Source organism: Methanosarcina sp. (assembly GCF_028693135.1).
Taxonomy (GTDB): Archaea; Halobacteriota; Methanosarcinia; order Methanosarcinales; family Methanosarcinaceae; genus Methanosarcina.
The window spans coordinates 1-13850 of sequence record NZ_JAQUVZ010000038.1; the positions used below are offsets into that span (position 1 = coordinate 1).

The window sequence follows — 13850 nt, forward strand, 5'->3', positions numbered from 1 at the left end:
ACTATTTGTCCACTGGCAAATGGGAATTTTTCCTGGGGCTGGATAATGGGAGCCGGATGAGCTGAGAGGTTCACGTCCGGTTCTGAGAGGGCCTGGGGGTGAAATTCCCCTGGGCTACTCACCTTGTGGTCACTGCCAGCTCGGAAGAATTAGCCAGAGAAATTAAGGAACTGATCAGAGCCTCTCTCAAAAAAAGAAGTCTGGAATTATCGGAAGAAAATACCCTAATTACTCATATTGATTATGGTTTTGACTTCCTTGGATGGAACTTCAGAAAACATGAAGGAAAACTTCTAATCAAAATTGCAATGTAACATCCTGCAGCCAGTTGTGGAGTATTCAATTGAAATAAAAAAGACAATTGAAATAAAAAAGAAGAAATGCGGCTATAGAAGATTCAAATAATATTACCAATCACCGGTCTCCAAAAAAATATAAAAGAGATCATAACTCGCTCGCGATTTCAAGAAAAGCGGGTCTCTTCTTAAATTCGGATTTCAGCTCGGAAAAACGTTTTACCCAGTCTGCTTCATCATTTAAGATATCGATATAGACATCTTTGACTTTTCCAAGATATTTGACTGCAATGCTGTATGTTTTCCTATTCCCGTTCGGTATGTTTCTATAGGCTTTCTGCCAGTAATATTCGATGATTTTATCCGGAAAATCATTTGCTAATTTATCTGCAAACTCATCAAAATCAACTTCTATTGAATAACCAAACCTGTTTTTTGGAGGATTAAAAATTGATTTGAGAACTGTTTCTTTCATACCCTTATCCAGACATATTCTCAAATAATCGTGAAAGTCTTTTTCTTTGATTTTACTAAATATTTCAGGCTCAATGGATTTCCAATCAGACGCTTTCAGGAATCCTTTCAATCTTGTGTACTCTGTATAATAGTGCCGCCTTGCAAACTCAAATGACCTCAAAAGAGCATCTTTTGCGTGCTCATAATCTCCTTTTGCCCTGTAATATTCAAATAACCTGTCCAGCATGTTTTTCTCTTCAGTATTGCGGGATAATGCTGTCTGCACAAGCCGCTCCAGGTTGGCTGTGTCTCCCTTTTTGGAGAAGTATTCCCAGAGAAATTCTAACAGCTCAGTAATCCAGCCCTCCCCCTCTAAAATACCTTTTTCTGCTGTTTCCAGGGCTTTTTCCAGATCCCCCTTTTCAACATAAAATTTAACCAGGTCCATTCATTCTTTACATGGATGAAAGGACAAAATCCGCAACTGTAGAAAGGAAGTATTAGAATTCAGTAACTAAGTTAAGAAAGCCAGATTCCTATGCTTCTTTAATTCACAAGACTAACCATATTGAATAATAAATAAAAATTTGAATTATAAATAAAAACCTGAATAGGAGGATTGGAATGAAATTAAGTGCACGCAATGTCCTGAAAGGTAAAGTAAAAAGAATAATTCACGGATCGGTTAACTCGGAAATCGTAGTCGAACTCCCGGGTGGTGTGGAAATTACTTCCATTATCACAAAAAACTCAGCCGAAAATATGGGTTTAAAAGAAGGAAGCGAGGTCTATGCAGTAATTAAATCCACAAGCGTGATGTTAGCCTCTGACTGACCGGCATCTCTGAGTGACCGATATGGTTCTGGCACTGTATGGTTCTTACTTCATAGAACTTAGCAAAACAGGTTATTACCAGTTCAAAATAGGTTCTCAATGACTTATTCTTAACAGGACAAATTTAGCAACATGAATTCATAAAGACGCAAATATAACAAAGCAAATATAACAAAGCAAACCGCCAGGAAAATAAATTGTTCTGAAAGTAATATTATTGATAGAGGGGGAGTTATTTTTGGAAAAAAAAGACAAAAAACCATCTTTACAGCCGGAGCCGATACCTTATCCGGAACCGAAGCCGGTTCCTTCACCCGAACCGATCCCTGACCCTGAACCGGAGACCGAACATAAGTCAGGAAAAACAAGATAATAACAGGTCAAGTACAACAGACATGATCACAAAAGTTTACATTTCTCATTGCGAACAGGACGAACCACTTGCCCAGGAATTGGCAAGGGCTCTGTGGACAGTGGAACTGGAGAGCTTTTCGTCCCTATACAGGAAAGCTCGAATTATTTCCCTGACTGAAAGAATACGTTTTGGCATCCGCCACTCGGACTGCGTTATCCCCATCATCACACAGGAAGGAAAACTATCCCCGGAGGTGAATCAGGAAATCGGGCTGGCGGTAGGAGCTGACCAGTTAATAATTCCGCTGGCAGAAGCAGGAGTGGAACTGCCTATCCTTATAAGTCATCTCCATCCGATTAATTTTTACCCTGAAGCCTATGAGGATGCTCTGGGGAAACTCATACAGAATATAAGGCAGCTTACGAAACTGGACTGGCTGAAGATAAAATGCCCTTACTGTGGAGAGGAAATGACCCAGTATATCACTCCTGAAGAAGAGGTGGAAAGAGCTCTTCTTGCAGGAAAACACCTTGAGACGATCTGCAGTTACTGCCAGAGAAAGATTTTCCTTGACCCGAGAAACTTCAGGCCCACGCCCTGAGCATTCTAACACAGGTAGGGAGGTGAATTCATGGAAAAAAGAATCAAAGACGAACCCGGAGAACCCATGGTAGCGCAATCCAAAATGGGAGAAGCTACAGTGAACGAGTCTGAAATCAGAGGTATTGGAGAGCTTACTCCTGCAGAAAAGAAACACCTGCTGTTACAGCTTGCCCGGGACAGAGTAAAAGATAGTTCTACCGGTCCCTGGGAAATTGTTGATGTCCGCAGGGAAGAATGGGAAACAATTAAAGCTACACTGATTCAATCCGTAGAAATTGACATCAGGGATACAGGAAAAGACGAACTCTTCAGGGTATGGTTCGATATAACAAAGTTAGAAAGAGAACTTGAGTCAATAACTTAAAACAGGCATTGAAAATTAAAAATATAAATGAAGAACTCAGAAATAAGTTCGGAGTCATCTGTAAGAAGCGTATCTGTTAAAAGTAAACTATCAGCTAACCCATCCGGTTTAGAATTATCTGTTCTTTCTTTTTATCCAATTTAGATTTAAAATGAGATACTATCCAGTGCCAGGAAAATGAAATGTGATAAAAGTGAAAAAAATGTCTCAAAAAGTGAAAAAGGAAGCGGAAATTAATTTTGCTTCCTTAAAACCATGTATCCGACCAGAAGAGAGATAGACAGCAAACCAATTGATATTAATACCTTTGATTTGCTACCCGTTTCTGATCCTTTTTCAGCACTTTCCAACCCTGTGATGCCACTTTCAGAAGATTGGTTTCCGTCCATTCCTATATTTTCTATAGAGGTTCCCTCTACAGACGATGGAGATTTGTCTTCCTCTTTTTCGTTAAGGGAATCCACTCCGGAAGCAACGATCGAGAATGGTGAAAAGCCAGGGGTTTCAGCTTCAAAATACAGGTATTTATTATCTTCTCCGACCTGTCGAGTAACAAGTTCACCCCATGCCTTATCGCTGTACCTGTAAAGAGCTATTGAACTTTCATCGACTCCACCTGCAACCCAGGATTTTTCAACCTTGAAACCTACAACTGCATTTTCAATGTTTTTCAGGCTTGCAGTTCCTTTATTCCCTACCCATATGTTCATGTTCTTGTAGACTTTACCTTCGGGAAGCTCTGGAACAATAGCAGATTTGCCCTTTAGCATCTCAACAGTAGTAGTTATTTTGCCTGAAGTCCTCGGGTCAAATTCTACATACTTAACACAGGTTACATTTTTCGGGAAAAGGAACTTCACATGTTTCCCATTGACAATGAACTGCTGTGAGAGTTCTTTTGCCTCAACGTTTTTGGCAGGCTCGGGAGAACAGACTCCACCACCACCGCCTGAACCGCCTGAACCGCCCGAACCACCGGAGGAATATTTCTCTTTTGTTATTGCAGTCGCATTAACCCATGTATCATTTACGTTCCCATTGATGTCTACTGTACGCGTACCGATGGTGTAACTCGTTTCGGGTTCGAGACCGGTGGCGTTGAAGAATTCGGCAGAGGTGTTGGTCTGGAAGGTGCCGTTAAGGTAGATTTCAGTGTGGTTAAAATCGACATCAAGGGGATTCTGCCATGTCCAATTTACCCAGGTAGTATCTTTTGTTGCTTGAAGATCAGTGATGCTCGAAGGAGGTAAAATATCGGGTGTTAGAGCGGTATATGAAGTAGAATTGTCCAGGGCAACATTGCCTGCTTCATCCACAGCGGATACATTTACAGAATGAGTTCCTTCCTCTGCAACAATACTTCCTTCCCAGATGTTTTCACCTGTTTTTGCAAGAGAAACGCCAGAGGCTGCAACGGAACGAACTCCAACGTTGTCAGTAACATCTACAGTGACAGTGATCGAATCTCCGGTGTCAGGTGTACTGCTGCTCAGATTGACAGAGTTAATAACAGGAGCTTCCGTATCCGGAGTAGTTGCCGTCGTGTAACTTGCCGATTTGTCAACTGCAGTATTTCCTGAAGCATCTGAAGCTGAAACCGAAACAATGTGAGTTCCTTCCTCTGCAACAATACTTCCTTTCCAGATGTTTTCACCTGTTTTTGCAAAAGCAACTCCAGAGGCTGAAACTGAACTAACTCCAACATTGTCAGTTACATCTACAGTCACAACAATAGAATCTCCGGTGTCGGGTGTACTGCTGCTCAGACTGACCGAGTTAATGACAGGATCTTCAGTATCCGGAGTAGTTGCCGTGTAACTTGCCGATTTGTCAAATGCAGAATTTCCTGAAGCGTCTGAAGCAATAACAAAAACTTTGTGAGTTCCTTCCTCTGCAACAATACTTCCTTCCCAGATGTTTTTACCTGTTTTTGCAAGAGAAACGCCAGAGGCTGAAACTGAACTAACTCCAACGTTGTCAGTTACATCTACAGTCACAACGATAGAATCTCCTGTGTCAGGTGTACTGTCACTTAAACTGACAGAGTTAATGACAGGATCTTCCGTATCCGGAGTAGTTGCCGTGTAACTTGCCGATTTGTCAACTGCAGTATTCCCTGAAGCGTCTGAAGCAATAACAAAAACTTTGTGAGTTCCTTCCTCTGCAACAATACTTCCTTCCCAGACATTCCCACCTGTTTTTGCAAGAGCAACTCCAGAGGCTGAAACTGAAATAACTCCAACGTTATCCGTAACATCGACTGTAACGCTAATTTTAGATCCGGTTGTGGTACTGGTTGGGAATAAAACTACAGATTCAATCACAGGTGAAATAGTGTCTTGCAAAGGCTTTGTTTTTGCACTGGAGTTAACCCATGTCTCATTTACATTCCCACTGCTGTCTACTGTTCTCGTACCGATTGTATAGCTTGTATCAGGTTCGCGATCTGTTGCGTTGAAATGTTCGGCAGAGGTATTGGTCTGGAAAATACCATCAAGATAGATTTCTACGTGATCGAAATCGAGGTCTGTAGGATTCCGCCAGGTCCAGTTGAGCCAGGTAGTACCGTTTGTGGATCTGAGATTGGTGATGCTCGAAGGCGGCAAATTATCTGTCGTTACAGCGGTATATGCAGTGGAATTATTCCAGGCAATATTTTTTGCTGCATCTTCGGCTGAAACATTAACAAAATGAATACCTTCAAGGGCTGTAATTATCCCTTCCCAGATATTTCCTCCAATAGACGTTAACTGAGATCCGGAAGCTTCAACAGAAGTTACTGCGACGTTATCAGTGGAATTTACAGTCACCTTGATAAGGTCACCAGTATTCGGATTACTGTTATTCAGGCTAACTGAGTTTATTACAGGAGCCTGAGTGTCAAGGACTTTAGGGAAAACTTGAACACAGTCTTCTATTGTCTTGTTATCAGAGCCAGCCGCATTGCTCACGATAAGTTTTACAGTGTAATTTCCTGCTGTAGAATAGATATTGGTTGAATTCTGACCAGTTGAAGTGTTTCCATCTCCGAAGTCCCATGCCCACGAAGTGGGTGTACCTGTGCTTTTGTCAGTAAAACTGACATTTAGAGGAGCGTTTCCGGAAGTTGGAGTTGCAGAGAAATCAGCAACAGGAATCCGGGTCTGAGGAGCAAACTTTACCACCCAGTAATCATAACCCCCATGATTTCCAGTCACATCGCCGTCGTTTGAATTGGAGCATCCAGCAACGATATAACTACCGTCAGAAGTTTGCTGAATACTTTCTGCGTCTTCATCATCTGAACCTCCGAGTGACTTTTGCCACACCATATTCCCGGTTGTATCCAGTTTCACAACCCAGGAATCATAACCCCCATGGTTTCCAGTCACATCGCCGTCGTTTGAATCGGATTCTCCGGCAACGATATAGCCACCGTCAGAAGTCTGCTGAATGCTGTATGCGGAATCAGAACTTGAACCTCCGAGTGACTTTTGCCACACCATATTCCCGGTTGTATCCAGTTTCACAACCCAGGAATCATAACCCCCATGGTTTCCAGTCACATCGCCGTCGTTTGAATAGGAGTCTCCGGCAACGATATAGCCACCGTCAGAAGTCTGCTGAATGCTATATGCGGAATCAGAACTTGAACCTCCGAGTGACTTTTGCCACACTATATTCCCGGTTGTATCCAGTTTCACAACCCAGGAATCAGAACCCCCATGATTTCCAGTCACATCGCCGTCGTTTGAATAGGAGTATCCGGCAACGATATAGCCACCGTCAGAAGTCTGCTGAATACTGTTTCCGGAATCAGTATCTGAACCTCCTAGGCACTTTTGCCACACTATATTTCCGGTTGTATCCAGTTTCACAACCCAGGAATCACCACTCCCATGATTTCCAGTCACATCGCCGTCGTTTGAATAGGAGTCTCCGGCAACGATATAGCCACCGTCAGAAGTTTGCTGAATGCTGTATGCGGCATCAGTAGCTGAACCTCCGAATGACTTTTGCCACACTATATTCCCGGTTGTATCCAGTTTCACAACCCAGGAATCAGAACTCCCATGGTTTCCAGTCACATCGCCGTCGTTTGAATAGGAGTCTCCGGCAACGATATAGCCACCGTCAGAAGTCTGCTGAATGCTGTATGCGGAATCAGAACTTGAACCTCCGAGTGACTTTTGCCACACTATATTCCCGGTTGTATCCAGTTTCACAACCCAGTAATCATAACCCCCATGATTTCCTGTCACATCGCCGTCGTTTGAACGGGAGTATCCGGCAACGATATAGCCACCGTCAGAAGTTTGCTGAATACTGTATGCAAAATCAGAACTTGAACCCCCGAGTGACTTTATGAAATGAAATTCAATATCAGATGAAGTTGCAGTATAACTTGTAGAATTATTCCAGGCAATATTATGTGCTGCATCTTCGGCTGAAACATTAACAAAATGAATACCTTCAAGGGCTGTAATTATCCCTTCCCAGATATTTCCTCCAATAGACGTTAACTGAGATCCGGAAGCTTCAACAGAAGTTACTGCGACGTTATCAGTGGAATTTACAGTCACCTTGATAAGGTCACCAGTATTCGGATTACTGTTATTCAGGCTAACTGAGTTTATTACAGGAGCCTGAGTGTCAAGGACTTTAGGGAAAACTTGAACACAGTCTTCTATTGTCTTGTTATCAGAGCCAGCCGCATTGCTCACGATAAGTTTTACAGTGTAATTTCCTGCTATAGAATAGATATTGGTTGAATTCTGACCAGTTGAAGTATTTCCATCTCCGAAGTCCCATGCCCACGAAGTGGGTGTACCTGTGCTTTTGTCAGTAAAACTGACATTTAGAGGAGCATTTCCAGAAGTTGGAGTTGCAGAGAAATCAGCAACAGGTGAGACATTGATATGATGCAGACCTACGTGCAGATCGGTAACCGGGGGTGGTATATCTACAAAACTACTATTCGCAGGTTCGTATCCAGGCGCTTCTACATGTACCCGATAAATGCCTTCGAGAACATCCCACTGATACATGCCATTTTGGTCACTGATGAGTGGATTTATATCGGGCTGAGAAACGGGGGGATTTTCGCCTGTCGGAACATTTTCCCAGCCGCCGTTACCATCAGGACGCTGAAGCCAAACAGATGCACCAGATATGCGTTTCCCTGTATCAATGTCGTAAATGTATCCCGCCGGATCAATGTAAATATCAAAACTTACGATTTCTGGGGTACAGCCAGATATTGTATAAGTTACTGTTGCTTTTCCGTAACGCGGATGGAATGTTGTTGTGTAGTTCCAGTCTGGAGGTCCTCCTGCCATATTTGCAACGATATCCTGACCACCGTCATCTATGTGAATATTTATACCAACTGCTGTTGCATCCTGACAACTGTGATACGAAAAGGTTGTCGGTTCAAACCACCAAACTACAGGTGTGCTTATTCCCCATAAATGTGGATTAACAACACTTACGTTTGGTGGAAGATCTGGGAGTGTGATCCTGGTCTGAACTTGTTGATCGTTATCTTCGTATTGACCCTCAAGATCTGACGTACTGATGCTGGCACTGTTAGGAATCTTAGTTCCGACTATTACATCAAGAGGGGTCATAACTGTTATGTATCTGTAACCATGATCTGAAGGACCAAGAGTCCCGATATCCCAGGTAACTTTCCTTGTAGAAGGATCATAAACTCCACCATCAGAAGCAGACTTGAAACTAACAACGTCTGATAATTCATCTTCAAGTAAGACATTGTTTGCAGAAATTGTCCCAAAATTTTGGTAGCACAGCGTATATGTCATCGAAGTGCTTGGAAATTCACTTACAGGTGCCTGTAGAGAGAGAGAAAGATCGGCCTCTCCATTAACTGGAACCGGAGTTATAAATTGCCCAAATGCAACAGGTCTGGATCCCACGGGCACAGTGGCTATAACAGTGTTGTTTTTTGTATCAATCACAGATACGTTGTTGCTGAGCCAGTTCGCAACATAAACCTTTGTTCCATCCGAAGTAGCAGCAACGCCTTCAGGAAATCTTCCTACTTTCACAGTGGATGTAACACTATTTGTATCCATGTTAATTACCGAGACAGTGTCCCAGTTGATGTTAGTCATGTATACTTGTTTTCCAAACGCGGGGATTGCAACTGCTATAGGATTTCCTAAAGGTCCTAAAGGCACGGTGGTTGATACAGTGTCTAATTCTGTGTCAATCACAGAGAAACTGCTATTTCCATAGTTCGCCACATATGCCGTTTTTCCATCCGGGGTAAATGCAATTCCTTCAGGCTCGTATCCTAAATTTATCGTGGTTTTAACAGTGTTTGTTTTTGTGTCAATTACAGAGACGTTACCGCCGTTTGTGACATATACCTTTTTTCCATCAGGTTTGACTGCAACACCATAAGGATCTTGTACAAAATTTATCGTGGTTGTAACATTGTTTGTTTTTGCGTCAATTACAGAGACATCATTACTTAACTGATTAGCCACATATACTTTTTTTCCATCAGGAGTTACTGCAACTCCCCAAGGATACCATCCTACATTTATCGTGGCTGTAACATTGTTTGTAATTGTGTCAATTACAGAGACAGTGTCGCTACCAGGGCTTGTTATATATACATTTTTTCGGGTTGGACTGACCGCAACTCCTTCAGGATAACTTTCTATGGGCACAGTGGCTACAACAGTATTTGTGGCAATGTCAATTACAGAGACGCTGCTGCTGACAGCATTCGTAATATATGCATACTGTTTGAACCCAATTGGAGCATTAACAGTTATAGCCTTTGTTTTTGAGCTACTAGCCCCATCCTTCATAACTGTAAGAGTTACATGGAAAACCCCAATATCTGTAAATGTATGAGGTGGGTCTCGTTCAGTTGAGTTGGGAGAACCATCTCCAAAGTTCCACTGCCATGAGGTGGGGGATCCTGTGCTGGCATCATAGAAATGGACTGAAAGAGGAACTGTTCCGATTGTAACATTTGAAGTAAAATCCGCAGCAACAGGAGCATTTAATACAGTAATATCCTTTGTTATTGTGCTGTTGTTCCCATCCTCTGCAACAGTAAGAGTTACGTGATAAATTCCTACATCTGTAAATGTGTGAGTTGCATTCTGCTCTGTTGAGTTAGCACTTCCATCTCCAAAGTTCCACTGCCATGATGTTGGCGTTCCAGTGCTGGTATCGTTAAACTGAACATCGAGCGGAGCATAACCCTCAGTGACGTTGCTAGTGAAGTTCGCTACAGGAATCCGGGTCTGAGGAGCAAACTTTACCACCCAGTAATCATAACCCCCATGATTTCCAGTCACATCGCCGTCGTTTGAATCGGATTCTCCGGCAACGATATAGCCACCATCAGAAGTCTGCTGAATACTGTATGCGTCATCCCAATCTGAACCTCCGAGTGACTTTTGCCACACTATATTCCCGGTTGTATCCAGTTTCACAACCCAGTAATCAGACTCCCCATGATTTCCAGTCACATCGCCGTCGTTTGAATTAGATTCTCCGGCAACGATATAGCCACCGTCAGAAGTTTGCTGAATACTTTCTGCGTATTCATCATCTGAACCTCCGAGTGACTTTTGCCACACTATATTCCCTGTTGTATCCAGTTTCACAACCCAGTAATCAAACTCCCCATGATTTCCAGTCACATCGCCGTCGGTTGAACCGGAGTATCCGGCAACGATATAGCCACCGTCAGAAGTTTGCTGAATACTGTATGCGTTATCAGAAATTGAACCTCCTAGGCACTTTTGCCACACTATATTCCCGGTTGTATCCAGTTTCACAACCCAGGAATCATAACCCCCATGATTTCCGGTCACATCACCGTCGTTTGAACGGGAGTCTCCGGCAACGATATAGCCACCGTCAGAAGTTTGCTGAATACTGTATGCGTAATCATGATCTGAACCTCCGAGTGACTTTTGCCACACTATATTCCCGGTTGTATCCAGTTTCACAACCCAGTAATCATAACCCCCATGATTTCCAGTCACATCGCCGTCGGTTGAACGGGAATATCCGGCAACGATATAGCCACCATCAGAAGTCTGCTGAATACTTTCTGCGAGTTCACCCCCTGAACCTCCGAGTGACTTTTGCCACACTATATTCCCTGTTGTATCCAGTTTCACAACCCAGTAATCAAAACCCCCATGATTTCCGGTCACATCGCCGTCGTTTGAATTAGATTCTCCGGCAACGATATAGCCACCGTCAGAAGTCTGCTGAATACTGTATGCGTTATCATAACTTGAACCTCCGAGTGACTTTTGCCACACTATATTCCCGGTTGTATCCAGTTTCACAACCCAGTAATCACTCCCCCCATGATTTCCGGTCACATTGCCGTCGTTTGAATTGGAGTCTCCGGCAACGATATAGCCACCGTCAGAAGTTTGCTGAATACTTTGTGCGTATTCACCCCCTGAACCCCCGAGTGACTTTATGAAATGAAATTCAATATCAGATGAAGTTGCAGTATAACTTGTAGAGTTGTTCCATGTAATATTTCCTGCAGCGTCTTCGGCTGAAACATTAACAAAATGAATACCTTCAAGAGCTGTAATTGTCCCTTCCCAGATATTTTCGCCAAGAGAACTCAGGGAAGAGTCGGAAGCTTCAACGGAAGTTACTGCAACGTTATCAGTAGCGTTTACAGTCACCTTGATAAGGTCACCAGTATTCGGATTACTGTTATTCAGGCTAACTGAGTTTATTACAGGAGCCTGAGTGTCAAGGACTTTAGGGAGAACTTGAACACAGTCTTCTATTGTCTTGTTATCAGAGCCAGCCGCATTGCTCACGGTAATTTTTACAGTATAATTTCCTGCTGTAGAATAGATATTGGTTGAATTCTGATCAGTTGAAGTGTTTCCATCTCCGAAGTCCCATGCCCACGAAGTGGGTGTACCTGTGCTTTTGTCAGTAAAACTGACATTTAGAGGAGCGTTTCCGGAAGTTGGAGTTGCAGAGAAATCAGCAACAGGAGGTACAGTTTCCGGGTCAGTAAAGGCCTTAATGCATACATTCGTGTTTGGATAAATCGTAGTTATGTCGATCCAAGTATTTCCATTAGTACTGACAAAACTTTCTCTTGGATTTGCTGTTGCATGACTGCTATAGACTGCTGTCGGATATTCTAAAGCAATAGGGGAATTTTGAGGTGTAGTTAGATTCAGGTTTACTGAGAAATTTTCACCGGCTTTGAGCTTAACTCCATAATTCAGTTTGACCGTGTGGTATCCTGCTGTTGGAATTGTACCATTCTGGGTAAGAACCGAAGATGTACTATTGAGTGTTGTACTATTGAGTATCTTAGAAGATGTACTATTGAGTATTCTAATTTCATAATTGCAGTTAGGGTCTGTTGCGTAGAAACTTACTGCTTTAAGGACTTCGTTAGATTGTGCAGTAAATACATTTGCACACCACATGTTTTTATTGGGTTGCCCAATTGATTGAGACCATCCTAATGGGTCGTACTGATAGATGTATTTATAATTATTTGGGGATTCAGCTATGTAGATCGCAGAAGCTTTTCCTATATTGGAGTCATAATAGGAAATGTAGAAATATCCTCTGTCACCCCAGCTAGTATTCCAGCTATTTTTCACGATAAATGCCCCATCTCCGGGTGGAACGCTGGAAAAATTGTTCCTATCAAAATTGTCATCCCAGCCCACAATGGTTATACCATGATTCGCATTCAAAGATCCGTTATAATAATAGCTGTATTTGGCAGGTAAATATTGGGGGGGATAATTGCCGTCGATGTAGATCATGGATGCTACCGCTCCATAGTTCATAATTGCAAATTTTATCTCCTTATTGTCCGAAGAATTCTGCCTAGACGACAGGAAAAGTACATCTTGTACATGTTTCTGTATAGTCAGATTTTGAGGGGACGCAACAGAGTGAGGATCATAAGGGTCATCGCTTTCGTTCACTGGTCCGCTCCAGCGAGTCAGGTAGGCAGTTGACATAACAAAAGTTCCCCCACTATTGGCATCACGGTCAAAACCATCCAAATAACTAGAAGAAAGCAGGTTTTTCATATTATTTTCTGAAAAGTCCCAACTTTCGTTCGGCATTAAATACGATTCAAGAGATGCATATGTTGCAAAAATCCAGCAAACACCTGCATCATCCTGGAATTTCACAGGTGTTACCTTGTTCAAAGCTCGCAGGTCATAATAAGCTGGATAATCTTGAGCAGATTCGTATGCGGCGGAAATTTTGCTGACATGACTGAGATCCATAGGCGAGGGAATATAACCCGTATATTGCCCTTCCAGGGACTGTCCCTTTAGAGAGATTTCTTTGTTCTTCAGGTATTCGATAAATTCAGGATTATCTGGTGCAAGTTCAAAATTTAGAGAAACTGCAGTCTGTTTTATGGTATTTTTCTGAATATCAGATACTTTTATTGTTTCTGAAGATCCTGTATCTGCCATCGCTATTGATGAACTTATAAACAAAAATAAAATTAGAAGTTCACTGAAGATCACCAATTTTGTTCTCATATTTATATCGCTTTTTATATTGAGATTTTTTTTCATGTTAATCTCCTTTCTCATTTTTTGATATTTCCTCTTCAACTTTATTCGCCTCTCTTCCCATATTTTGTAAATGAGCTCATCCTAAAACTCAAGATTTGCTTCTCGAATCTTGTATTCCGTATAATCGATCAAGTTCCTGATCATGAAAACGACTCTGGAAACTGTTATTTATTAAAAATAGAATGGCTTTTGGGGAGAGCTCAATACCAAAATTGGTTTTGGGATCAGTATATAAATGTGCAACAGTTTACACATTTTGAAGTTTATGCAAAAGTTTATATCTATAACTATAAAAGTTTATTTAGAATGTTGTATTATTATAATAATGATTGATAAATAGCAGTTATGGGAGGATCTTT

The 13850-nt window shown here is 42.1% G+C and carries 7 protein-coding genes; 5 read left to right on the plus strand and 2 right to left on the minus strand.

The features are described 5' to 3' along the window. Positions 1 to 98: 98 nt before the first annotated feature. The gene (locus PHF18_RS13885; RefSeq protein WP_300103910.1) at positions 99 to 314 is read left to right on the plus strand and encodes a hypothetical protein; all 216 of its coding nucleotides are present in this window, start codon (positions 99 to 101) and stop codon (positions 312 to 314) included. A 130-nt stretch (positions 315 to 444) separates the two neighbouring features. On the opposite strand, the gene PHF18_RS13890 is transcribed toward PHF18_RS13885, so the two are convergent. Continuing rightward, a complete protein-coding gene (locus PHF18_RS13890) occupies positions 445 to 1200 on the minus strand; it encodes a hypothetical protein (protein WP_300103913.1) in 756 nt (251 codons plus the stop codon). 176 nt (positions 1201 to 1376) lie between these two features. Here PHF18_RS13890 and PHF18_RS13895 point away from each other — a divergent pair, with 176 nt between their 5' ends. From PHF18_RS13895 to PHF18_RS13910, 4 genes are all read left to right on the plus strand, one after another. Further along, positions 1377 to 1586, plus strand: a complete 210-nt coding sequence (locus PHF18_RS13895) for a molybdopterin-binding protein (protein ID WP_300103914.1) — start codon at positions 1377 to 1379, stop codon at positions 1584 to 1586. A gap of 238 nt (positions 1587 to 1824) precedes the next feature. Further along, positions 1825 to 1959: a hypothetical protein gene (locus tag PHF18_RS13900; RefSeq protein WP_300103916.1), complete on the plus strand. Its 135-nt coding sequence runs from the start codon at positions 1825 to 1827 to the stop codon at positions 1957 to 1959. Positions 1960 to 1981: 22 nt separating this feature from the next. Next, entirely contained in the window at positions 1982 to 2542 is a 561-nt protein-coding gene (locus PHF18_RS13905; protein ID WP_300103918.1) for a toll/interleukin-1 receptor domain-containing protein, read from the plus strand. 30 nt (positions 2543 to 2572) lie between these two features. Beyond that, positions 2573 to 2908 carry a hypothetical protein gene (locus PHF18_RS13910; RefSeq protein WP_300103920.1) on the plus strand — a complete coding sequence of 112 codons (336 nt, stop codon included), beginning with the start codon at positions 2573 to 2575 and terminating at the stop codon, positions 2906 to 2908. Between the two features lie 233 nt (positions 2909 to 3141). Here PHF18_RS13910 and PHF18_RS13915 read toward each other — a convergent pair whose 3' ends face one another. Next, a complete protein-coding gene (locus tag PHF18_RS13915) occupies positions 3142 to 13386 on the minus strand; it encodes a PKD domain-containing protein (RefSeq protein ID WP_300103921.1) in 10245 nt (3414 codons plus the stop codon). Positions 13387 to 13850: the final 464 nt, after the last annotated feature.

Coding starts and splice junctions, on each gene's coding strand:
- PHF18_RS13890 (WP_300103913.1), bottom strand. CDS start 1,200: ATGGACCTGGTTAAATTTTATGTTGAAAAGGGGGATCTGGAAAAAGCC.
- PHF18_RS13895 (WP_300103914.1), top strand. CDS start 1,377: ATGAAATTAAGTGCACGCAATGTCCTGAAAGGTAAAGTAAAAAGAATA.
- PHF18_RS13905 (WP_300103918.1), top strand. CDS start 1,982: ATGATCACAAAAGTTTACATTTCTCATTGCGAACAGGACGAACCACTT.
- PHF18_RS13910 (WP_300103920.1), top strand. CDS start 2,573: ATGGAAAAAAGAATCAAAGACGAACCCGGAGAACCCATGGTAGCGCAA.
- PHF18_RS13915 (WP_300103921.1), bottom strand. CDS start 13,386: ATGGCAGATACAGGATCTTCAGAAACAATAAAAGTATCTGATATTCAG.